Here is a 21,410-nt window from a genome sequence, read left to right on the forward strand (position 1 = left end):
AATATCAATTGTTCAAATATCTTACCGCCATTTCGGTTCTCGACTTGGCATTAGCTTTACGCAACAGGTTTTTGACATGCACTTTCACAGTGCCTTCACTGATGTGTAAATGCTCTGAAATCATACGATTACTTAATCCTTCCGCCAGTTGTTGCAGGATCTGTAGCTCCCTTGGGGTGAGGCTTGAAATCCATTCTTGTTCATCGGCGGCATTTTTGAGTTCATAGAGATATTCTTCAACTTCTTCGCTGATCACTCTGTGGCCTGACATGGCATTTTTGAGTTTATCGAGCAGCAAATCTGGCTCGGTATCTTTGAGTAAGTAACCGTCAGCTCCCGCACGTAATAGGCGAATAACATCTTGTTTGGCATCTGAAACGGTTAAGATCACGATTCGTGAAGTCACGCCTTCTTGGCGCATGGCATTGAGGGTATCGAGGCCAGTCATTCCCTTCATATTGAGATCGAGCAAGACGATGTCAGGTTCATCAGTTACTACGGCGCTTAAAGCATCTAAACCACTACCCACTTCACCGAAGAGGTTAAAGTCTGGATCTGAGGCGATCAATTGACAGATACCTTTACGTAAGAGAGGGTGATCATCGACCACCAGAACAGAATAAGGTTTACCCATGTGTAGGCTCCTGTTGAGAAGGGAAGATTAAAGTGACTTTGGTGCCCTGTGATAAATTGGATGTGCTATGGGGTTCAAGGGGCGAGTCTGGATTTTCTGGCTCGAGCTGTCCAGTAATTCCTTTGCGACTAGTTTGCGGATCATTGCTGCTAAATACAACCGTGCCGCCTAATTTGCTGGCACGTTCATGCATGATGCCTATGCCGAAGTGCTGATCCCGTTCTTTAATATGGCCAATGCCTACACCATCATCACTTACACTGATATTAACCATACCATGCTCATCTTTATAACAGCGAATATTGATATGGCTAGCGCGGGCATGTTTGATAGCGTTGAGCGTTGCTTCTCGGGTGATCTGCAAAATATGGATATGTTGTTTCGCCTCTAGCCATTGGGGGGAAAGCTTATAATCGAGGTGGATCTTGATATCGGTTTTTGCTCTGAGCTGCTCAAGCATTGCTTCCATCGCATTCTTCAGATTGGGTTCCTTAATGGTTAATCTGAAGGTGGATAGTAACTCTCGGAGTTGTACATAGGCTGTACTAACCCCTTCGTTGATCTCTGTGAGTTGTCCCTCAATGGTAGGACTGCGGCAGCTAAGATCTAAATTTTTGCGCAGCAAGCTAATTTGGATTTTTAGGAAAGAAAGCACTTGCCCGAGTGAATCATGTAATTCCCTTGCAATAACACCACGTTCTTCCATTAGGGCTAACTGTTGTCTTTGTTCGGTAGCGTTATGAATAACGATGGAGCGAGTAAGCATAATGGCAAAGTTTTTAAACAACGGAGTATTAATATCTTGGGTTGAGATAAGCTCTAAATAACCTAAATCAGCCTGCTCAAATTGTAGCGGAAAGCGGATGTTGTTGTGAGCGCCTTCTGGCCAGCCACCATCGGCTTCTACGACTTCGAGCTCCTGCTCAGGGTATTGGATAATCAGCCTCAAATACTCGATCGACTCATAATCTTTTAGCTGATTTAATGCTGCTTTGAGGGCCTTATAGTCCAGCTTATTGGCATTAAGTGTTAACAGAGTGTCGTATAAAAAGGCCAGTTCATTATTCGCCCGTGTCAGTGCTAAGGTTTTTTCGGCCACTTGTGACTCTAAGTTACCGTAGAGTGTGGCTAGCTCTCGCGCGGTTTTTTGCAGTGCATCGGTCAGAGCCGTGAGTTCAATATATTCGGTTTCGGGCATTTCGATCTCAAAGTTACCCTTAGAAATCGTATTGGCGGACTCCATCAATTGTTGCAAGGGTACAACGACTTTGCGTTTAGTAAAGCGCACCGCTAAAAAGGCGATAACCAGCATCAGCCCAAGCCCAAAAATTTGGCTCGCCGCGAGAAGGCGCAACTTAAAAGCGGCATGATGCTCCATCTCCAATACCAATAAATCAATAGTATCGACAAAGTCCTTGAGTGAGGCGGCGTAGTCGCGGGAGTTTTCCTGCTCGATGTAATATTTCATCACTAGCCACTTATCGATAACAAGTTGATATTGCTTGGCGATTCTTTTCTGACTGAGCCAGCCTGTGGAGGGCTGTAGTGCCTCAGAATGCAGCGTATTTTCAAATTCAGTGATTTTTTCTTGGGCAGCTTCACTGCCTGAGTTGGCGTAGAACATCAGCCGGTAGCTTTGCATCCGCAGTGAACCAGAGGCGTTGATGGCTTTTGCATCCCCTAGGCTGTAAGACAAATTGATGATTGCGAAGATCGCTAGGCTGCTAGAAAGCAAAATCAGTACTAACATTAAACCCAGAATTTTTGAGGTAAGGCTTCCTCGTTTCATATGTCTAATACCTACCTTGTGACGCTTGAGCTAATGTTACTTTAGCCGTGTTTTTACATTAGAAAATAATGTATTACATTAACAAAAACATAAAAGTGTGAACAACAACACTATTACATTTTGATCTAGCGCAAATTTCCTTTCAGATACCCCCTAAGAGGTATATTTTTAGCAGTATTTAGCTACTAACTTTGACCCTGGAGATGTCGTGACTCACTAAAATAATGCAACACGGAGATGAGATGATGAAGAAGATGACAGGTAAGTCCTTTGCACTAAGTGCATTGGTTGCCGCCAGCTTCATGGCGGCGAGTGCGATGGCGAGTGATAAAACTGAGCCTCGCAATGAAGTTTATAAAGATAAATTTAAAAATCAATATAATAGCTGGCATGACACTGCAAAGAGTGAAGAGCTTGTTGATGCGTTAGCACAGGATCCGAATATGGTTATTCTGTGGGCGGGCTATGGTTTTGCTAAAGATTACAACGCACCTCGCGGCCATATGTATGCCGTGACTGATGTGCGTAATACTCTGCGTACAGGCGCTCCAGCCAATGCGGAAGATGGCCCAATGCCAATGGCCTGTTGGAGCTGTAAGAGCCCAGACGTACCTCGCTTAATCGAAGAGCAAGGTGAAGATGGTTACTTCAAAGGTAAATGGGCCAAAGGTGGTCCAGAAGTGACCAATACTATTGGCTGTGGCGATTGCCATGAAAAAGGCTCTCCAAAATTACGTATTTCTCGTCCTTATGTTGACCGTGCTATGGAGGCTATTGGCACTCCATTTGACAAAGCATCCAAGAAAGACAAGCAATCAATGGTTTGCGGTCAGTGTCACGTTGAATACTATTTCGAGAAGAAAGACGACCGTAAAGGTTTCGTGAAATTCCCTTGGGATATGGGCGTAACCGTTGAGCAAATGGAAGTTTACTATGATGGTATTGAGTTCTCTGATTGGACTCATGCACTGTCTAAAACACCAATGTTAAAGGCACAGCACCCTGAGTACGAAACTTGGAAGATGGGTATTCATGGTAAAAATAATGTCAGTTGTGTTGACTGTCATATGCCTAAAGTGACTAGCCCTGAAGGTAAGAAGTTCACTGACCATAAAGTCGGTAACCCATTCGATCGTTTCGAAGAAACCTGTGCAACTTGCCATAGCCAAACGAAAGAGTTCTTAGTGGGTGTCACTAATGAGCGCAAAGCTAAAGTTAAAGAAATGAAACTTAAAGCGGAAGAGCAATTAGTGAAGGCGCACTTCGAAGCCGCTAAAGCATGGGAATTAGGTGCTACTGAAGCTGAAATGAAGCCAATTTTGACTGACATCCGCCACGCTCAATGGCGCTGGGATTTAGCCATTGCTTCGCACGGTGTTGCGGCTCACGCTCCTGAAGAAGCGCTACGAGTGTTGGGTACATCTGTTAATAAAGCCGCCGATGCTCGTGTTAAGTTAGCACAGTTGTTAGCGAAAAAAGGTTTAACAGATCCTGTCGCTATCCCTGATATTTCGACTAAAGCGAAAGCTCAGGCGGTACTGGGTATGGACATGGAAAAACTGAATGCAGAGAAGGAAGCATTCAAAAAAGACATGTTACCTAAGTGGGATGCCGAAGCGAAAAAACGCGAAGCGACTTACAAGTAATTATTGTTGAATATGAGCTAACCCCTCATAGTAAAGCCCCCACAATCTAGGTTGCGGGGGCTTTTTATTAGCGATTTTGCTCAGCTATTATGTCTTATGGGGGCTCAGATTGGTAACCTCATTTCGTTATCTTTAACGGCCCTGTTGGACGTTGAATGAAGCTTGCTCTAACGGTTTGTCTATCACTATCCCGCAGTAAAGTCCGTGACCTAACTATTCGTTGTCCTTAGGTTTGTTGCCAGTTTTCCAGCAATGTTGGTGACGCCCTGATTTACTCCTATCGATTGTTGTATCTGTAAATAACCGACTTTTTGAGACAGTTGGAGTACGAAGTTTTAGGGCATGGGAGGCTCATCCATTAAGCACATGGTTATTGATTCACTATAATCATTTCATCCCTTAGTTGTTTTTAATCAGCGTTCAACCTGTGGGGTTGTAAGGTTTTTGTTATTTTTTCGGTAAAATGTCTTAAGCTTTTGATAAGAATTTCTCCTTATCCTCGAAGCTATGATTTTGGTGATTGGATAAATAAGTGCATCAGAATATGAAAAGCAATGTTAGGACGACATTTCTTCAGTTTGCAAAGGGATATTTGTTTGTTCCATGGCTCGTATTTACGGTAATTATTTTGGGGCTTGAATGGACTCATGCTGATATGCGCTTTGCCAGCCTATTATTCAATTGGCAGGGAGGTGTCAGTTCATGGCCTTTACGAGGGCATTGGCTTACCGAAAGTATCTTGCATGTGACAGGACGTAATCTGGTGATTTTGTTCGCCATAGCGGTTGTTGCTTGCATTGGCCTAAGCTTTCGACTTGAGACGTTGCGTGTTTATCGTAAAGGTTTTATCTATTTATTCTGTAGTGTTCTTGCTAGCGTGTTGTTGGTTCGCTTAGGTAAGAGTTTCACTCATATGACTTGCCCTTGGGATGCCATTGAATTTGGTGGGCGTATGTTGCATAGCTCTCTGTTTGCACGCTTACCAGAAGGGGCTGAGTTTGGTCAGTGCTTTCCTGGAGGACATTCTAGTAGCGGTTTTGCTTGGGTCGCGAGTTATTATGTGCTCAAGGAGTACTATCCTCGTTACGCAAAGTTTGGCTTACTCTTTGGGATTGGATTAGGGGCTATTTTTGGTTTTGCCCAAGAACTGCGCGGTGCTCATTTTTTAAGTCATGACTTATGGAGTTTGGCGATTGCGTGGACCTCAGCAAGCCTGCTTTATTATAGTTTTTTCTTACGTGTTCCTAAGGTTAAAAACAGTAACGTCGCGAACAAAGTCAGCCTTATCGATACTAAAGTTTTCGAAAAAGGCATCTCTAAGTGATTATATGGGTTAACTTTTCAATTAGAACCTAAATTGAAAACGAATATCTCCATGGCGCAGACGTAAACTTTCGTCCAGAAGATGGTTCTTCTCATTCAATAAAATATTTTTTTGCCTTAGTAATTCGGCTTTGTCGGTGAGATTGTTTAGTTTGTTATTGATACTGCTAATCTCGCTGTCAATAGCATTTAAGCGATCGGCTATTTCTGCTAAACGTTTATTAATCAGATATTGTTCATGTCCTTGATTGTAGCGTTCAACAAATTGATTGTTATTACAGACGCCGTAGTAATATTCTCCCGCCAAACCAATACGGTAACCATTTTCTGGCAAGCAATAACTCATTAATCCTTGTTGATATCCTTGCTGCCATTGCGTCGCATCAACCTTGAGATTAAATTCACGGCAGTCCTGTTGATATTGGTTGAGCCTACTCGCAGCAGCACCGCGGTTACCATCGGCTAAGCCAGTGGCGTACCAATCATTATCACGGCATTCTTCGAGTGAAAGACTCGTGCATTGAGTGAGGGAGAGGGCTGTCAGAGCGAGTGCAAAGTTTAGGTATCGCATTTTATTATCAAAAGAGTTGCAAAAGTGGTATCAGCATAAAGCTTAGTACTGGGGAGATCTAGCGCTATATTTCGCCCTTTGTGCGGTTATTTAGTAGCACCAAGCTGGCTTGGTTACCCTATCTTTATCACAACATACTAGGTGGATAGTGCTAACGGGTTGAGTTTATGATAATTTAATACTTTCAATAGCTTGGGGTAACACTTTGGCGATATCCCCTCATTTTTGCTCAAATAGGCATTGATACCCCATAACAAACGTGGAAAACCATTTTAAGATTATTCTGAAGGTAGTTAATGCTTGGGTAACGGCTTAAAGTCGCCGTCACTTACGGCAGAGTGATCTCGTTGTGTGTTTAATGGTTGTGGGATTTAACATGTTGCTGATGAAGCGAGCAAGTATTTGTTTGGGGCAATCAAGGAGATAATGTGCCGTTCTCTGCAAATGTATTGGCTTTAAATCCACCATTTTTTGCTCTTGTGTTCCTACGCTAGGTGCTTTAGTTTTTACTGAAGTCGGGTATGCTTACCCTCATTTTGTTATTCATTATTGGTAGAAGGCTGCTTTATATATGAAGATTTGCCCGGCACATTCCATCTTAGGCCTAACTAAGGTATAAGGTCGGTATGAAAACTCCTAAACGAATCCAACCTCTGGTTGATGAAGGACTGGTTGATGAAGTCATCAGCCAGTTAATGAGCGGTAAAGAAGCTACTGTGTACGTTGTGCGCTGTGGTGAAGATATTCGCTGCGCTAAAGTATACAAGGAAGCGGACAAACGTAGTTTTAAGCAGGCGGTGGTTTACCAAGAGGGGCGTAAAGTCCGAAATAGCCGTCGCGCTCGCGCAATGGAAAAAGGCTCTAAATTTGGCCGTGAGCAAATGGAAGAAGTCTGGCAAAACGCTGAGGTAGATGCATTGTTTCGCTTGGCTGATGCCGGAGTGCGAGTACCAACCCCTTACGGTTGCTACGATGGTGTGTTACTCATGGAATTAGTCACCGATAGTGAAGGTCATGTTGCGCCTCGCCTTAATGATGTCAGCCTTAGCGCTGAGAAAGCTATACATGACCACGCTTTAGTGATGACTTATGTCAAGCGTATGCTTTGCGCAGGCTTAGTCCATGGTGACTTGTCCGAATTTAATGTCCTAGTCGATGATCAAGGCCCTGTCATTATTGATTTACCCCAAGCGGTAGATGCGGCAGCGAATAATCATGCTAAATGGATGTTGGAGCGGGATGTCAATAACATGACGCAATATTATGGCCAGTACGCACCTGAATTGCTCAAGACTCAATACGCGAAAGAAATGTGGGCCTTATTTGAAGCTGGTCAGTTAAAGCCTGATACGCAGTTAACAGGTCATTTTACTGAAGTATTAGTCGATGCCGACGTCAGTTCTGTTTTGGATGAAATTCAAGCTGCCTATGAAGAGGCTCAGGAGCGCAAGCAGCGACTTCAAGAAGCCAATGAAGATTATTAGTAGAATATTCTTCAATAAAATAGACGCCTTATGAGCGTCTTTTTTATTGGGATTAATTGCCTGGTGCGAGTGTTAAAGCCTGTGGCATTGCCATCCTTGGCACAGGCGTTATGCCCCTTCCTTTCCATTGAACCACTCAATAAAAGGACAAGACCAAAGGGAGAAATATGTTGATGGGCCACAGAGCACTATCAACATATTAATCTTTGGGGGAGATAACTCCCTCGAGCCTTGCCGAAACCTTCCCAATAACACAGCCATCCGTGGCGCGCTATCCTAGTCTAGCGCTGGATCGTCATTGATCCGTGAATAAAAGGACAAGACCCGAGAGGGTAATATGTTCATGACTTGGGGGAGCACAATTCACATATTTGATCTTTGGGGGAGATAGCTCCCTCTAAAGCCTTGTCAACACCTGCCTCTTTTTCTCTTGCAACACTTTGAGTGTTAAGTTGACAGAGTCGGACAGTAAACAGCACAGTTATTATTGTTATTTTGTACGATTTATATCTTAGGTCGTTGGGGAGCGATAATAGATATCCATCCGACTCTGTCTAAACTGTTATTTATTGCTAATCCAATTAATTGGATGACAAGGCCGGACGTAAAAGGGCGCTGTTATTATTGTTTTTAGCACAACTTTCATATCGCGTTAGACCTACAGGGCAATATGCAATGGGGTCCGGCCTTGTCTATAAGGGCACTGGGCGAGGTTACCTCAACCTATATCGTGCGTAATTCACTGTTTAGCTGCTTAATACGTTTCTGCAGCTGGGCAATTTCATTTATTAAGGCGCATTCACGTTGCTGCGGCTGTTGCTCACTTTCCCTTACCCACTGGTAAACCGCTTTAGCCGAAAGACCATACTGTCGTGCGACATCAGAGAGTAATCTGCCTTTGACTTTTACTTCAAAAATAACGTCAGGTTTAAGATTATGATTGACGATTCCCATGGCCTATCCCTTTTCACTTTATGCTATCTGTATGCGCTTTAACGGGTTCTTTGGGGGTATTCCTTCATGATTATTGGCGCTGCTCTATATCCCACTGACTATGTCCTATATGGCGCAGGGACAACCATTCGTGGTGACAATGACTAATGAGTTTCATCAGATGTTTCATCTCTTCCTCCTCAATCCACTTAGGGATTGTGCTTCGATTAACATGCCTCACAACGGGCACTTAGATTAACGTCCATTGATGTCAAACAGCTTACTTAGGTATCGAGTGAGTTACGCTTGGGGTCTCTACTCTTCTACCTATTTATTAGTATGTAAAATCCGTGCCAATTTTTTAATATATAAATTAATGTTTAAAATCAATTGATTGGGTTTGTGTTTCAAACGATTGGCTTTAGAAGTTATGTCAGAAACGGTGCAGCTTGCACTATTTCAGTGCTTTTACTCTAAATGTTGCATGAATAAGCCAAAGATGTTTTGGTTTGGTGTTTTTTGCGATTAAATTACTCATAAACTGAGCAAAGAAACGATTAAAGATTGTCTCGAAAGAGAATGCTTATATACTGCGATTTTTTCATGGTGTTTTTGGCGATTTACCACGCCCTTTGCCTTTCAAAGGCAAATCTTATCAATCATGTTATGAGGTCATAATGATGAAGCCTTCTCTGATTAAATCATTGCCAGCATCTAAGCTTGCTATTGTGGTTATGGCTAGCGCCTTGATTGCGTCAGGCTGTTCGACTGTCAACCCCTATACCAACGAACAACAAACGGCAAAAGCGACTACGGGGGCGCTAATTGGTGCAGTTGCTGGAGCTGCCGTTGGTGTTGCCTCGTCAAGTAAGAGTGACCGCGGTAAAGGAGCTTTAATTGGTGCAGCCTCTGGCGCCGCCCTAGGTGGTGGTATTGGCTACTATATGGACGTACAAGAAACCAAATTACGCCAACAACTCGCTTCCACGGGAGTTAGCGTAACTCGCAGTGGTGACAATATTATTCTTAATATGCCAAATGAAGTGACTTTTGGTGTGGATCAAACCGAGCTGAGTGAGGGTGCTAAGCGGGTACTGAACTCTGTTGCGCTGGTGGCGAAGGAGTATAGTAAGACCCAACTTAACGTGTTGGGTTATACCGACAGCAGCGGCTCAGATTCATACAATTTACGTTTATCGCAGGTACGAGCCAGCGAAGTAGGGAACTACTTGATGAGTAAAGGCGTGGCTTCCGCTCGCGTAAAGTCTAAGGGAATGGGTGAATCGAGTCCAATCGCATCCAATGCTAGTGCCGAGGGACGCGCGCAAAACCGTCGTGTGGAGATAGTGTTGACCCCAACGGGTCAATAATCATTCATCAAGGTTAAAGTCGCCTGCGGGCGACTTTTTATTTTATCGTAAGGGACAAATTGTCCTTCCGTTATCTATATTGAGTGATCTTGTCCGCAATCATCTCTATTTGGGCTTATCAGGCGAGTATTCGACTTGATCCTGCTGGTATTTTCCCGTTTTGTATGTAGTTAGTTAAATTAGGATAACTATTTCGCAGAGCCAAAGGAGAGCAATTATGGCAAAACAGGGCTTACTACTGGCATTCAGTTTAGGGACTACAGTGATGGCAGGGATGGTACAAGGTGCGCCAATAAACACTGAGGCGACAGCCCCTATTGAACTAAGAGCCGCGGGCAGTTTAAAGGCGGCGATGAACGATATTATTGCGGCTTACCAAGCGAAATCCCAAGCTAATGTGGCAGCGCAGTATGCGCCTTCGGGTTTATTGCTTAAGCGGATCCAAGAGGGGGAGCGGGTTGATATTTTTGCCTCGGCGAATATGAAACACCCGCAGGCCTTAGTCGATGCGGGAGTGGGTCAACAGGTGCAAATGTTTGCCCGTAACCAGCTCTGCGCCATTGCTCAAGCGGAAGTGCCACTCACTAGCGCGAACTTATTAGATACCCTGCTCGCGCCGCAAACTAAACTCGGGACTTCGACGCCAAAAGCCGATCCCGCTGGCGACTACGCTTGGGCAGTCTTTGCGAAAGCTGAGGCCTTAAAAGCTAATGCAAAAACCACATTAGAAACCAAAGCAGTGCAGCTAACGGGTGGGCCTGAGAGTGCTAAACCGCCCAAGGATCGTAATCCCTATGCTTGGGTGATGGAAAATAAGCAGGCGGATGTGTTCTTAACCTATTGCACCAATGCGGTGCTGGCACAAAAAGAAGTGCCTAGCCTTAAGATTGTCGATTTACCGCCAGAGTTAGCCGTTGGTGCCGACTATGGCCTATTGGTGTTAAAGGATGCCAATAGTGCAGCCGCACCTCTGGCCGAGTTTATTTTATCCCCAGAGGGACAGGCTATTTTGAGCAGTTATGGTTTTCAGCCGCCTAAAAAATAGTGCTAATCGATCTATTAAAAATGGCGCCCTATGGCGCCATTTTTGTTGTTCGCTTTGGCAAGCTTAGGCCTGTGCTAGTGCATTAAATACAACGTCGCTAATCCGAGAAAGGCAAACAGACCTATCACATCGGTGACTGTGGTGAGCACCATGCCGCCCGCCAACGCCGGATCTACTTTTAAGCGCTTTAAGATCAGCGGAATACTGGCGCCTGCTAGTCCTGCGACTGTCATATTGATGAGCATTGCACCGCCAATCAGGCTGGCAAGCGCCATATCATCTTTCCAAACTAATACCGCGATAAACACTAACATCGACCACATTAAGCCATTCAAAAAGCCAATCGCGAGCTCTTTGCCTATCAGCCAGCGGGCATTACTTTGGCCAATATGGCCTAGGGCAATCCCGCGGATCACTAGGGCCAAGGTTTGGTTCCCTGCGACGCCGCCCATGCTCGGTACAATCGTCATTAAAATCGCAATCGTGGCAAACTGTTCAATAGTGCCCTCAAACATATTGCTGACAGAGGCCGCCAGCAGAGCCGCAAATAGGTTGATAGTGAGCCAGAGCGAACGGCGGAAGGTACTTTTGAGTACTGGGGCGAAGGTGTCTTCATCATCGTCCATCCCCGCCATCCCCATCATAGAGTGCTCGGCGTCTTCACGGATAACATCCACCACGTCATCGATGGTGATCCGGCCGAGCAACTTGCCCTCACTATCGACCACGGGCGCTGACACCCAGTCATGGCGCTCGAACAGTTGCGCCACTTCACTGTCGGACATGCCCACGGGAATGCTCTCGATATCGGTATCGATAATGCTGCTGATATGAGTATTGGGATCGCAGGTGAGCAGATCCGCAAGTTTGACCCCACCAAGCACGCGATCGTGTTTATCCACCACGTATAAAGTATCGGTAGTGTCGGGCAGGTTGCCCCGTTGGCGCAAATAACGCAGTACCACATCGATATTGACATCGGGTCTTAAGGTTACTGTGTCGGTGTTCATTAAGCTGCCTGCGGTCTCATCGGGATAAGAGAGCGCTTGCTCGACTCGCTGGCGGTTTTGCAGACTCATCGACTGTAATACTTGTTTATACACAGTATCTGGCAGGCTTCGCAGAATATAAGCCAGATCGTCCGTATCCATGCTGGCGGTAGCCTTGGCGACTCGCTCTGGACTCATAGTGCTGATCAGCGGGTCTTTTAACTCTTCGCTGAGTTCATCGAGAATATCCCCGAGCTGATCTTGATCGACGAGTTGCCATAACACTTGCCGAGCCTTGGGAGGTGACGATTCTAAAATCAATGCGATATCTGACGGCGCCATATTTTGTAGCATTTGCCTGACATGCACAAACATACCACTGTTGAGGGCTTGACTCAGTTGGTCGAGACGGTGTTCGGCTTGTAAACTGTCTGAGGCTTCTACAGGCATGTTTCCTCCATGGCGGCGGTGGATGGGTTGGCGTTTAGCTATTGAGGACTTAAGCCAAAGCGCAGCAGTACATTGTAATTTAGCGCACGGGAGGGCGTCGAGTCACAAATGTGTTTTACTGGTATAAGGTGCTGAAATCAATACCAAACAGGATACTGAATACCGGCAGGGATCATCGAGATGATACCATCAGCAGGCTTCGTCAAACTTAGCGTCGATAAGGGCACAAATGGCATTAAGTGCAGGCTCGGCATCCGGGCCTTCGGCGATGAGGGTGATGGTTTTACCCATGCCCGTCTCGAGCATGAGTAAACCCAATACACTGGCGGCAGAGGCCTGTTTTTCACCTTGGATCAGCGTAATGCTGGCATCAAACTCAGAAGCAAGCACTACGAGCTTTGTGGCGGCGCGGGCATGTAAGCCGAGTTTATTGCAGATGGTGACTTGGCGCTCAAGTTTTGGCATGGCTCAACTCTCGATGGCGCGCATTGACTTTATGTTTGCCATTACTAAAACGTTTAGCTAGTTGCTCGGCTACATAGACTGAGCGGTGTTGGCCACCTGTGCAACCAATCGCAATCGTGAGATAGCTACGATTATTGCGCTCTAAATGGGGCAACCAGGTTTCGAGCAAATTCTCGATTTGCCAGATGAACTTATTCACCAGTGGCTGGCGATTTAAAAACTCCGCTACGGGTTCATCTAAACCGGTGAGAGGTCTAAGCTCCGGTTCCCAATGGGGATTTGGCAAAAAGCGCACATCAAACATAAAGTCAGCTTCGGTCGGCATACCATGCTTAAAACCGAAGGACTCGAAGTTGATCACCAGTTCCTTATCGACACTGCCAAGGAGTATTTGCCGCACTTGGTCGCTGAGTTCATAGATATTCAGATTCGAGGTATCTATATAGTGATCCATCTGCTGTGACAGCGGCTCGAGCAATTTGCCTTCAAGCTTGATGGCTTCTTGCAGTGACACTCGGCTCTTCGATAAGGGATGTAAGCGCCGCGTTTCACTGTAGCGTTTGAGCAACACTTTATCGCTGGAGTTTAAGAAGAAGCTGGTGAGTTCAGTGCCCGTAGGCAGGCTGGCAAGCTGTTTAACCAGCACTTTGTCTTGCTCTGGTAAATTACGCACGTCAACACTGATAGCAACGAGATCGTTACTGCCTTTGAGCTGTTCAAGCAAACTGCCAATCAACGGCAAAGGCAAATTATCGACACAATAGTAGCCGAGATCTTCAAGCACTCTAAGTGCGACCGATTTGCCTGAGCCTGAACGCCCTGACACTATGACCAGTTTCATCCAATGATTACCTGATAGAGTTCCGTTTCATCATGCGTCTTGCGCAATTGTTTTAATATTTGCTTGTCACTGAGCTTTTCAGCCATGCATGACAAGGTACTTAGGTGCTGCTGACATTGGTCGGCAGGCACGAGTAGTGCAAATAAAATATCGACGGGTTGTTTATCGATAGCATCAAAGGCTATCGGCTCCTCACATTTTATCAATATCGCTATGGGTTGTGTTATATCGGTTAATCGACCATGTGGAATGGCGATACCGTTACCTATACCTGTGCTACCCATCTTTTCGCGCGCCACGAGGCTTTCGAAGATCTCTTGAGATGAGAGGGTGGGGTACTGGGCAGCGGCTAAGTCGCTGATGAGTTCCAGTACCTTTTTCTTACTGCCCGGAGTGGCGCAGGTTGTGCACTCCGGCCGCAGTATGGTACGAAGTTCCATTGCTAGTGTTTTGTTAACTTCTCTTTGTGTTTAATAACCTGACGATCAAGTTTATCAATCAGGACGTCTATGGCAGCATACATATCTGCATGCTCTGAAGTCGCGAAGACTTCACCACCGGTGAGGTTGATTCTCGCTTCGGCAATTTGTTGCATTTTCTCAACATTGAGCACAACGTGCACATTATTGATCTGTTCGAAATGACGTTCAAGTTTTGAAAACTTTTCCTCAACATATGCCCGTAACGATTCAGTAATCTCGATATGGTGTCCACTTAGGTTTATTTGCATAGAAACGTCCTCCGATACTCACAATAGGCTATAAACTTTTACGCTGATTGGAAGGGGGAATAAGCATCGCTTCTCGGTACTTCGCAATGGTTCTGCGCGCAACGTTAATTCCCTGTTCTGCCAGAAGTTGAGCCATCTTGCTGTCGCTTAATGGTTTTTTCTGGTTTTCCGCTGCAACCAGTTTCTTAATGAAAGCTCTGATTGCTGTGGATGAGCACTCACCGCCATCATCCGTCCCGACGTGGCTTGAGAAGAAATATTTTAGTTCAAAAAGTCCTTTTGGGGTATGCATGTATTTTTGTGTGGTCACCCGTGAAATGGTGGACTCATGCATCTCTACCGCCTCGGCGATATCGTTTAGGACCATAGGTTTCATGGCTTCTTCACCGTATTCGAAGAAACCCTGTTGATATTGCACTATACAGTTTGCCACCTTGAGCAGTGTTTCGTTACGGCTTTCAAGGCTTTTAATAAACCACTTGGCTTCTTGCAGATGCCCGCGGATAAATTGGCTATCGGCTTGGCTTTTGGTACTGCGCGCCATGGCTGCATATTGCTGATTTACGTTGATTTTTGGCATGCAGTCAGGGTTTAATTCGACCACCCAACGGCCGTTTTTCTTCGACACCGATACATCGGGGATCACATATTCTTCATCGACAGGGGTGATGAGTAAACCGGGGCGAGGATTTAAGGTTTGGATCAGCGCAATACTGTCCCTTAACTCGTCCTCTTTCAGTTTGGTCTTACGCATTAACAGCCTAAAGTCGCGAGCGGCGATCAGATCTAAATGATCTTTGATCAACATGCGGGCGTTTTCGAGGTGTGGAGTATCCGGCGAGAAGTGGGAGAGTTGAATAAGCAGACATTCGCTTAAATCCCTTGCCGCCACACCAACGGGGTCGAAGTGTTGAATACGCTTGAGCACGGCTTCAACTTCGTCGAGTTCAATCTCGGGATTGCCCATGGCTTCGAGGATATCTTCAGTGCTTTGAGTGAGATAACCTTGATCGTCGATGGCATCAATAATCGCGGTGGCAATGGCTAAATCGGTTTCAGAGAAGGGCGTGAGGTTTTTTTGCCATTCTAAATGTTCGTACAACCCCTCGCTAGTTTCCCCTTGGAAGGGCATGTCATCTTCACGGCTAGCGCCAGAACCTGAGTTTGGCGATGCGGTAAAGACTTCATCCCAAGTGGTATCCATGGGTAACTCTTCGGGCAGAGATTCTTTGGTCAGCGACTCGGCAATGTCCACGGTTGAATTATCTTGTTCCTGTGGCTGGGCAGTCGTTTCGCTAAAGTCGGTATCGGCGATATCTTGCTTACGTTCGCTAGGCGCGTCAAATTGCTCCTCTTCCAGCTCGAGAAGAGGATTAGAGTCTAAGGCTTGCTGGATTTCTTGTTGCAGTTCCAATGACGACAGTTGCAGCAGGCGAATGGCCTGCTGAAGTTGTGGCGTCATGGTTAACTGTTGACCCAGTTTGAGCTGGAGTGACGCTTTCATGTTACCGCTGATCCCTAGGTTATTATTGTGAGTTTAGGTCGCTTGATATCATATGGATGGAGCCTAGCGCTCTCAAATTCAAGGCTTATTAGCTTTGTTTTAGTAACTATAGCCTGAATTGTTCACCTAAGTACACCGCCCTAACTTGCTGATTGTCTAAGATCTCTGCGGGTGTGCCCTCGGCAATAAGATTACCGTGACTCACAATGTAAGCATGTTCACAGACGTCTAAGGTCTCGCGCACATTGTGGTCAGTGATCAGTACACCAAGGCCTCGGCTCTTAAGCTGCTCGATAATTTTTTTGATATCGATAACGGAGATCGGATCAACGCCCGCAAAGGGCTCATCAAGCAGAATAAACTTGGGGTTGGCCGCTAAGGCGCGGGCAATTTCGACGCGGCGACGTTCACCGCCCGATAAGGACATGCCTTGGCTGTCACGAATATGGGTGATATGGAACTCTTCTAGCAGTTGCTCTAGTGCTTCTTCGCGCTGGTCACTATTGAGCTCTTTACGGGTTTGCAGTACCGCCATGATGTTGTCGTGTACGGTTAATTTACGAAAGATACTCGCTTCCTGTGGTAGGTAACCAATACCTTTGCGGGCACGCAGATGCATAGGATCGGCGGTTAAATCATCATCGTCGATAAAGATATGGCCTTTATCGCTTTTAACTAAGCCCACGACCATGTAAAAGGTGGTGGTTTTGCCCGCGCCGTTAGGGCCGAGTAGGCCGACGACTTGACCCGTTTTGACCGTCAGGCTGACATCTTTGACAACCTGACGACTCTTATAACTCTTGGCGAGATTCTGTGCTTTTAAGGTGATTTGGGTCATTTAGAATCCTGTTTTTTCACAGGTTTATCTGTTGGTGTATTTTTGAGTTCTTCCTGATAGTTATCAGGTTGAATAATGGTAATTACGCGATCATCACCATTGCCGCTACTTTCGGCGATCAGTTTTTGCTGAATAATATCGTAACGAATTAAATTGCCTGTAACTTGACTACCCGCTTGGTCTAGGGTCGCTGTACCAGTTAGGGTCAACGTCCGAGTGGCCATTTCATAGCGAATCTCTTTGGCGCTAGCAGATGCAGGGCGGCCATCATCAAGGATTTGGCTGTAGGTTGCCGGATTTCCAGTAGCCAGTAAGACTTTACTATTTTCGCCTTCGACAGAAAATGCACGGAGTTGATCCGCATGGATTTTAATTGAGCCTTGAACAACTTCAACGGGACCGAAGAAAATGATCTGATTGTTTTTAATGTCTGCGGTTTGACTGACGGCTTTAATTTTCACTTCTTGCTGTAAGTCACCGATCTTGGCGAAGGCATTCATGCTTATCATTAGCATTAGGCTGGCAAGTAATATGTTATTTTGCTTCATAGGTTCCTACTACCTGACTGGTCAATTGCACTTCCTGCGCGTTAAGGTCGGCATAAAGGCCTTGCCCTTGAATATTAAAATCTTTCCCTGTGACGTAAATGATGCGGTCAGAGGTCATTATCATTGTGTTGAGATCGAGTTCTAAAAAACTGGTGGACAAGGTTTGTATCGGTTCACCAGGGCTGATGGCATCGATAATAACATTATTTTCTAATGCAACCTTGCCAGTATCTTTGTTGAGTCGACCTTGATCGGCTCTGATCTGCCATTTTGCTTTACCTTGGTCGGGATACACAAGATAGACAGGCTGAATAAAGTCGGTTTGGTTTTTAAGCTCATAGTGTTCCATGTGCTTTGCCGTGACGCGACTATTGACTTGTCCTTGCTCGTTAAACTCGATGCTGCGCAGATCTTCGATAATGTAGTCGGGTCTGTCTGTATCATTCAGGCTGCTATCGGTATCGCCACCGCGTTTTTGTTGGACCTGCCAATACAGCACTAGTGCAGTACCAAAAAAAGCAATAATGGCGAGGGTCACACGACTCATATGCTCATCCCATGGGCTGAGGTAAATTTGTTTTGACTCAGAAGTAATAGATCTGTCAGCTCTCTGAGCGCACCATGACCACCATTTAACTGGGTCACAAAATGGGCGTGTTGGCGCACATAGGGATGTCCATCGGCGACACAGACGGCAAGACCGACGACATTCATCACTGGCAGGTCGACAATATCATCACCGATATAGGCAACTTCTTCTGGTGTGACATTGTAGAGCGACAGCAGTTCTTCATAGGGGACAAATTTATTATCCACACCTTGATAAATATGGGTTACACCGAGGGCCGTCATGCGGTTTTCAACAATTTTAGACTGGCGGCCTGTTATCACGGCCAGATTAAAGCCACTGGTCAATAATGAACGCACGCCATAACCATCGCGGGTATGGAAGGCTTTGAGCTCTTCACCCGAGTTGCTTAAATAAATGCGGCCGTCAGAAAATACCCCATCCACATCGCAGATCAGCAGTTTAATTTTTTGCGCTCTTTGCCACACATCATCGCTGATCGGGCCGTAAAATCCTTGCTGTGGCATTAAATGACTCCCGCTTTGACCATATCGAGCATATTGAGCGCGCCGACAGGATGATTGTCTTTATCTATCACTATCAGGCCGTTGATATTTTTTGAGTCCATCACTTGCAGCGCCTGTGCTGCCAAGACGTTTTCAGTAATTGTGACACAGTTTCGCGTCATCACATCGGCGATAGGCGTGGTGCGTAGGTTGACTTGGGCATCGATAACGCGGCGTAGGTCGCCGTCGGTAAAAATACCCACGAGTTTGTTTTGTTCATCGATCACCGCCGTCATGCCTAGGCCCTTCTTGGATATTTCATACAGGGCATCGGTAATACAGATATCGTGTTTAACCAGTGGTAAGTCATCGCCGCTATGCATGACATTACTGACTTTTAACAGTAGCTTACGCCCTAGGGCACCGCCTGGGTGAGACATGGCAAAGTCTTCCCGAGTAAAGCCTTTGGCTTGCAGCAGCGCAATGGCCATCGCATCACCCATTACTAAGGTTGCGGTGGTGCTCGAGGTTGGCGCAAGCCCGAGCGGACAAGCTTCTTCAGGCACTTCAATACATAAATGAATTTTGGCCAAACGTGCCATCGTGGACTCAGGTTTGCCCGTCATGGCGATAACGGGAATGGCTTTACGTTGGATAACGGGCATCAGCGCAAGGATTTCGCTCGATTCACCCGAGTTCGAAATGGCGAGGATAATATCATTATCAGAGAGTACGCCTAAGTCGCCATGGCTGGCTTCGCCAGGATGCACAAAGAAGGCTGGGGTGCCAGTGCTGGCGAGGGTAGCAGAGATTTTATTACCAATATGGCCAGATTTCCCCATCCCCATCACGATGACTTTGCCGGTGCAGTTGAGGATTAACTCGCAGGCTTGGGCGAATTCAACGGAATCGACATATTGATAAAGATTGTCGAGGGCCGATTTTTCAATATCGATGACTTTACAGCCCCACTGGCGCAATTGTGATTGGTCTACCATGTCTATCTCTCTTCTTGCATTGTCTTTGTCGCCCCGTCTGGGATTGGAATAGCACAATTTGGTACGCGATAAAGATGATAAAATTAACGGCTTGTTACTTTGAGTCGCATGCTATTGTTTAAGCTCTGCGCCTAGGCATTAGGGCAGAATATATCGTTTAGCCATTGAATGCCTTGAGCAAAATCATCGTCTTTGGTATTTCCCTTTTGCCACCCGCAGTGAGTAAGGTAACTATGATGGCCAGTTTGATGCTTAATTGCAGAACTCAATAGCGTTTTTAAGTTAAGTTGTACTCACATAATCTTTGTGTCAATTAGCTTATGTCGTGAGCGTTTACAAAACCATTTTGCTAATTTATCAACACAGCTGAAAACATTAAGTAACACTTTAGCTTCACAGAGCGAAAACTTAGGGCGCATTCTCGCTGGAAATGAGGCAAATTGAAAGTATCGCAGGACGATAGTGTCGATTCTGTTGTAGGTTAAAGCGCAATTACGTACAATTTGCGGCTCTTCGATTGGTCTGGGCAGGAAGCGTAGGCCACCTCTTTTCAAATATCGGAATCAAGCATGACTCAAGAACAAACGCCGTTGGTTGAGATCCGTCATTTGGGCTTTCGCCGTGGCCAGCGTGTCATATATGAAGATATTAGCCTGTCTATCCCTAGGGGCAAAGTCACCGCCATTATGGGACCGAGTGGTATAGGTAAGACCACCTTGCTCAAGCTTATCGGCGGCCAATTAACGCCCGATAGCGGCCAAGTGTTGTTCGATGGACAGGATGTGCATGCGGCGAGCCGTAGCGAATTATTCGAACTGCGCAAGCGCATGAGTATGTTGTTTCAAAGTGGCGCATTATTCACCGATATTAACGTCTTCGATAACGTTGCCTTTGCGCTACGTGAACATTCAGGCCTGCCCGAAGAGATTATTCGGACTATCGTGCTGATGAAACTTGAGGCCGTTGGGTTGCGGGGCGCCGCGCAAATGATGCCCAGCGAGTTATCCGGTGGGATGCAGCGCCGCGCTGCCTTAGCTCGGGCGATAGCCCTTGAGCCAGAAATGGTCATGTACGATGAACCCTTTGCCGGACAAGACCCTATTTCTATGGGCGTGCTGGTTAAGCTTATCCGCGAACTTTCCGATGCACTTAATTTAACCTCGGTTGTGGTATCCCACGATGTGGATGAAGTGCTCGGGATTGCAGATTATGTGTATGTGGTTGCAGATAAAAAAGTTATTGCCCATGGCACGCCTGAGGAGTTAAAGCATGCGGATAATCCGCAGCTCAAGCAGTTTATTCAAGGAGCGCCAGATGGTCCTGTGCCGTTCCATTATCCGGCAAAGGATTATCAGCAAGAATTATTGGCAAAAGGAGTTGGCAAGTGAAGTTATTAGACAGTATTGCCGATCTTGGCCGCAGCACTATCGAGTTAGTGCTCGGTTTTGGCCGTGCGGGCCTAATGCTGTGGGGCGCGATTGTTCGTTGGCCTCAAGTGCGTAAAGGCTTTCCATTATTAGTGCGCCAAATTTATGTGGTCGGCGTACAATCTATGGTCATTATTGTGGTCTCCGGCCTGTTTATCGGCATGGTGTTAGCGCTGCAGGGCTACAACATCTTAGTCGGGTTTGGGACGGAAGAAAGTTTAGGCCCCATGGTGGCTTTAAGTTTACTGCGTGAACTTGGGCCCGTGGTTACGGCGTTGCTATTTGCAGGCCGCGCGGGTTCGGCGCTCACCGCTGAAATCGGCCTGATGAAGAGCACTGAGCAGTTATCCAGCTTAGAAATGATGGCGATTGACCCACTGCGGCAAATCATTGCGCCACGCTTTTGGGCGGGTGTAATAAGCATGCCGTTGTTGGCGCTGATGTTTACTGCGGTAGGCATTTATGGCGGCCATTTAGTGGGCGTGGAATGGAAAGGTATCGATGGTGGTGCCTTCTGGTCGATTCTGCAAGCCTCGGTAGAATGGCGCCAAGACATAGTGAACTGCCTGATTAAGAGTGGCGTATTTGCCGTGGTGGTGACTTGGATTGCCTTATACCGCGGCTATCAAGTGGTGCCGAATCCAGAAGGGATAAGCCGTGCAACTACTTCAACTGTGGTGCAATCGAGCCTCGCCGTACTGGCATTGGACTTTTTACTAACAGCCCTGATGTTTGGCCGCTAACGGATTGC

22 protein-coding genes are annotated in these 21,410 nt (G+C 46.2%); 7 read left to right on the forward strand and 15 right to left on the reverse strand.

Features of this window, described 5'->3' with window-relative positions:
- Nucleotides 1-4: 4 nt before the first annotated feature.
- Both HG547_RS03935 and narQ read right to left on the reverse strand, forming a co-directional pair.
- Entirely contained in the window at nt 5-634 is a 630-nt protein-coding gene (locus HG547_RS03935; protein ID WP_037421976.1) for a response regulator, read from the reverse strand.
- Nucleotides 627-2,423: a nitrate/nitrite two-component system sensor histidine kinase NarQ gene (gene narQ, locus HG547_RS03940; protein WP_169547071.1), complete on the reverse strand. Its 1,797-nt coding sequence runs from the start codon at nt 2,421-2,423 to the stop codon at nt 627-629. Before narQ ends, HG547_RS03935 begins: the two co-directional genes overlap by 8 nt.
- Nucleotides 2,424-2,665: 242 nt before the next feature.
- On the opposite strand from narQ, the gene nrfA reads away from it, so the two are divergent.
- Nucleotides 2,666-4,069 (forward strand): ammonia-forming nitrite reductase cytochrome c552 subunit, encoded by a 1,404-nt coding sequence (gene nrfA, locus HG547_RS03945; RefSeq protein ID WP_037421983.1) that lies wholly within the window; start codon nt 2,666-2,668, stop codon nt 4,067-4,069.
- Nucleotides 4,070-4,613: 544 nt separating this feature from the next.
- Complete coding sequence (locus tag HG547_RS03950) at nt 4,614-5,393, forward strand: phosphatase PAP2 family protein (RefSeq protein ID WP_099457466.1); 780 nt, start codon at nt 4,614-4,616, stop codon at nt 5,391-5,393.
- Between the two features lie 21 nt (nt 5,394-5,414).
- Here HG547_RS03950 and HG547_RS03955 read toward each other — a convergent pair whose 3' ends face one another.
- Nucleotides 5,415-5,963, reverse strand: a complete 549-nt coding sequence (locus HG547_RS03955) for a DUF2799 domain-containing protein (protein WP_037430136.1) — start codon at nt 5,961-5,963, stop codon at nt 5,415-5,417.
- A 626-nt stretch (nt 5,964-6,589) separates the two neighbouring features.
- On the opposite strand from HG547_RS03955, the gene HG547_RS03960 reads away from it, so the two are divergent.
- Complete coding sequence (locus tag HG547_RS03960; RefSeq protein ID WP_037421993.1) at nt 6,590-7,447, forward strand: PA4780 family RIO1-like protein kinase; 858 nt, start codon at nt 6,590-6,592, stop codon at nt 7,445-7,447.
- Nucleotides 7,448-8,170: 723 nt separating this feature from the next.
- Here the strand turns inward: HG547_RS03960 and HG547_RS03965 are convergent.
- The gene (locus HG547_RS03965) at nt 8,171-8,401 is read right to left on the reverse strand and encodes a transposase (protein WP_037421997.1); all 231 of its coding nucleotides are present in this window, start codon (nt 8,399-8,401) and stop codon (nt 8,171-8,173) included.
- A 656-nt stretch (nt 8,402-9,057) separates the two neighbouring features.
- Between HG547_RS03965 and HG547_RS03970 the strand changes: the two genes are divergently transcribed.
- Both HG547_RS03970 and HG547_RS03975 read left to right on the forward strand, forming a co-directional pair.
- The gene (locus tag HG547_RS03970) at nt 9,058-9,750 is read left to right on the forward strand and encodes an OmpA family protein (RefSeq protein ID WP_037430137.1); all 693 of its coding nucleotides are present in this window, start codon (nt 9,058-9,060) and stop codon (nt 9,748-9,750) included.
- Between the two features lie 217 nt (nt 9,751-9,967).
- Nucleotides 9,968-10,795: a molybdate ABC transporter substrate-binding protein gene (locus HG547_RS03975; RefSeq protein WP_169547072.1), complete on the forward strand. Its 828-nt coding sequence runs from the start codon at nt 9,968-9,970 to the stop codon at nt 10,793-10,795.
- 74 nt (nt 10,796-10,869) lie between these two features.
- Here HG547_RS03975 and mgtE read toward each other — a convergent pair whose 3' ends face one another.
- From mgtE to HG547_RS04030, 11 genes are all read right to left on the reverse strand, one after another.
- Nucleotides 10,870-12,234, reverse strand: a complete 1,365-nt coding sequence (gene mgtE, locus HG547_RS03980) for a magnesium transporter (RefSeq protein WP_037431332.1) — start codon at nt 12,232-12,234, stop codon at nt 10,870-10,872.
- A 189-nt stretch (nt 12,235-12,423) separates the two neighbouring features.
- Complete coding sequence (locus HG547_RS03985; protein ID WP_011627201.1) at nt 12,424-12,699, reverse strand: HPr family phosphocarrier protein; 276 nt, start codon at nt 12,697-12,699, stop codon at nt 12,424-12,426.
- The gene (gene rapZ, locus HG547_RS03990; RefSeq protein ID WP_037422011.1) at nt 12,686-13,540 is read right to left on the reverse strand and encodes an RNase adapter RapZ; all 855 of its coding nucleotides are present in this window, start codon (nt 13,538-13,540) and stop codon (nt 12,686-12,688) included. Before rapZ ends, HG547_RS03985 begins: the two co-directional genes overlap by 14 nt.
- Nucleotides 13,537-13,980 carry a PTS IIA-like nitrogen regulatory protein PtsN gene (gene ptsN, locus HG547_RS03995; RefSeq protein WP_037422014.1) on the reverse strand — a complete coding sequence of 148 codons (444 nt, stop codon included), beginning with the start codon at nt 13,978-13,980 and terminating at the stop codon, nt 13,537-13,539. The genes rapZ and ptsN overlap by 4 nt, the downstream gene beginning before the upstream one ends.
- A 2-nt stretch (nt 13,981-13,982) precedes the next feature.
- Nucleotides 13,983-14,270, reverse strand: a complete 288-nt coding sequence (gene hpf, locus HG547_RS04000) for a ribosome hibernation promoting factor (RefSeq protein ID WP_007650503.1) — start codon at nt 14,268-14,270, stop codon at nt 13,983-13,985.
- A gap of 28 nt (nt 14,271-14,298) precedes the next feature.
- Nucleotides 14,299-15,774 (reverse strand): RNA polymerase factor sigma-54, encoded by a 1,476-nt coding sequence (locus tag HG547_RS04005; RefSeq protein WP_169547073.1) that lies wholly within the window; start codon nt 15,772-15,774, stop codon nt 14,299-14,301.
- Nucleotides 15,775-15,880: 106 nt separating this feature from the next.
- Complete coding sequence (gene lptB, locus HG547_RS04010; RefSeq protein WP_037422019.1) at nt 15,881-16,612, reverse strand: LPS export ABC transporter ATP-binding protein; 732 nt, start codon at nt 16,610-16,612, stop codon at nt 15,881-15,883.
- Entirely contained in the window at nt 16,609-17,160 is a 552-nt protein-coding gene (lptA, locus tag HG547_RS04015) for a lipopolysaccharide transport periplasmic protein LptA (RefSeq protein ID WP_037422024.1), read from the reverse strand. The genes lptB and lptA overlap by 4 nt, the downstream gene beginning before the upstream one ends.
- On the reverse strand, nt 17,147-17,707 hold the full coding sequence (gene lptC / locus HG547_RS04020; RefSeq protein ID WP_169547074.1) for an LPS export ABC transporter periplasmic protein LptC: 561 nt from the start codon (nt 17,705-17,707) through the stop codon (nt 17,147-17,149). Before lptC ends, lptA begins: the two co-directional genes overlap by 14 nt.
- The gene (gene kdsC / locus HG547_RS04025; protein ID WP_037422031.1) at nt 17,704-18,255 is read right to left on the reverse strand and encodes a 3-deoxy-manno-octulosonate-8-phosphatase KdsC; all 552 of its coding nucleotides are present in this window, start codon (nt 18,253-18,255) and stop codon (nt 17,704-17,706) included. Before kdsC ends, lptC begins: the two co-directional genes overlap by 4 nt.
- Nucleotides 18,255-19,232: a KpsF/GutQ family sugar-phosphate isomerase gene (locus tag HG547_RS04030; RefSeq protein ID WP_037422034.1), complete on the reverse strand. Its 978-nt coding sequence runs from the start codon at nt 19,230-19,232 to the stop codon at nt 18,255-18,257. Before HG547_RS04030 ends, kdsC begins: the two co-directional genes overlap by 1 nt.
- 569 nt (nt 19,233-19,801) lie before the next feature.
- On the opposite strand from HG547_RS04030, the gene mlaF reads away from it, so the two are divergent.
- The gene (gene mlaF / locus HG547_RS04035; protein WP_037427130.1) at nt 19,802-20,620 is read left to right on the forward strand and encodes a phospholipid ABC transporter ATP-binding protein MlaF; all 819 of its coding nucleotides are present in this window, start codon (nt 19,802-19,804) and stop codon (nt 20,618-20,620) included.
- Nucleotides 20,617-21,402, forward strand: a complete 786-nt coding sequence (gene mlaE / locus HG547_RS04040; RefSeq protein WP_169547075.1) for a lipid asymmetry maintenance ABC transporter permease subunit MlaE — start codon at nt 20,617-20,619, stop codon at nt 21,400-21,402. Before mlaF ends, mlaE begins: the two co-directional genes overlap by 4 nt.
- The last annotated feature ends 8 nt before the right edge of the window (nt 21,403-21,410 follow it).

Origin of the sequence: Shewanella sp. DNRA4, assembly GCF_012843185.1 — a bacterium.
GTDB lineage: Bacteria > Pseudomonadota > Gammaproteobacteria > Enterobacterales > Shewanellaceae > Shewanella > Shewanella xiamenensis.

Bases quoted from the DNA above. Each gene is read 5' to 3' on its own strand.
- HG547_RS04030 (WP_037422034.1), bottom strand. From the start codon at position 19,232: ATGGTAGACCAATCACAATTGCGCCAGTGGGGCTGTAAAGTCATCGAT.
- HG547_RS03975 (WP_169547072.1), top strand. From the start codon at position 9,968: ATGGCAAAACAGGGCTTACTACTGGCATTCAGTTTAGGGACTACAGTG.
- HG547_RS03965 (WP_037421997.1), bottom strand. From the start codon at position 8,401: ATGGGAATCGTCAATCATAATCTTAAACCTGACGTTATTTTTGAAGTA.
- HG547_RS03950 (WP_099457466.1), top strand. From the start codon at position 4,614: ATGAAAAGCAATGTTAGGACGACATTTCTTCAGTTTGCAAAGGGATAT.
- hpf (WP_007650503.1), bottom strand. From the start codon at position 14,270: ATGCAAATAAACCTAAGTGGACACCATATCGAGATTACTGAATCGTTA.
- ptsN (WP_037422014.1), bottom strand. From the start codon at position 13,980: ATGGAACTTCGTACCATACTGCGGCCGGAGTGCACAACCTGCGCCACT.
- rapZ (WP_037422011.1), bottom strand. From the start codon at position 13,540: ATGAAACTGGTCATAGTGTCAGGGCGTTCAGGCTCAGGCAAATCGGTC.
- HG547_RS04005 (WP_169547073.1), bottom strand. From the start codon at position 15,774: ATGAAAGCGTCACTCCAGCTCAAACTGGGTCAACAGTTAACCATGACG.
- HG547_RS03985 (WP_011627201.1), bottom strand. From the start codon at position 12,699: ATGCCAAAACTTGAGCGCCAAGTCACCATCTGCAATAAACTCGGCTTA.
- HG547_RS03955 (WP_037430136.1), bottom strand. From the start codon at position 5,963: ATGCGATACCTAAACTTTGCACTCGCTCTGACAGCCCTCTCCCTCACT.
- narQ (WP_169547071.1), bottom strand. From the start codon at position 2,423: ATGAAACGAGGAAGCCTTACCTCAAAAATTCTGGGTTTAATGTTAGTA.
- nrfA (WP_037421983.1), top strand. From the start codon at position 2,666: ATGATGAAGAAGATGACAGGTAAGTCCTTTGCACTAAGTGCATTGGTT.
- kdsC (WP_037422031.1), bottom strand. From the start codon at position 18,255: ATGCCACAGCAAGGATTTTACGGCCCGATCAGCGATGATGTGTGGCAA.
- lptA (WP_037422024.1), bottom strand. From the start codon at position 17,160: ATGAAGCAAAATAACATATTACTTGCCAGCCTAATGCTAATGATAAGC.
- HG547_RS03935 (WP_037421976.1), bottom strand. From the start codon at position 634: ATGGGTAAACCTTATTCTGTTCTGGTGGTCGATGATCACCCTCTCTTA.
- HG547_RS03960 (WP_037421993.1), top strand. From the start codon at position 6,590: ATGAAAACTCCTAAACGAATCCAACCTCTGGTTGATGAAGGACTGGTT.
- mlaF (WP_037427130.1), top strand. From the start codon at position 19,802: ATGACTCAAGAACAAACGCCGTTGGTTGAGATCCGTCATTTGGGCTTT.
- HG547_RS03970 (WP_037430137.1), top strand. From the start codon at position 9,058: ATGATGAAGCCTTCTCTGATTAAATCATTGCCAGCATCTAAGCTTGCT.
- lptC (WP_169547074.1), bottom strand. From the start codon at position 17,707: ATGAGTCGTGTGACCCTCGCCATTATTGCTTTTTTTGGTACTGCACTA.
- mgtE (WP_037431332.1), bottom strand. From the start codon at position 12,234: ATGCCTGTAGAAGCCTCAGACAGTTTACAAGCCGAACACCGTCTCGAC.
- lptB (WP_037422019.1), bottom strand. From the start codon at position 16,612: ATGACCCAAATCACCTTAAAAGCACAGAATCTCGCCAAGAGTTATAAG.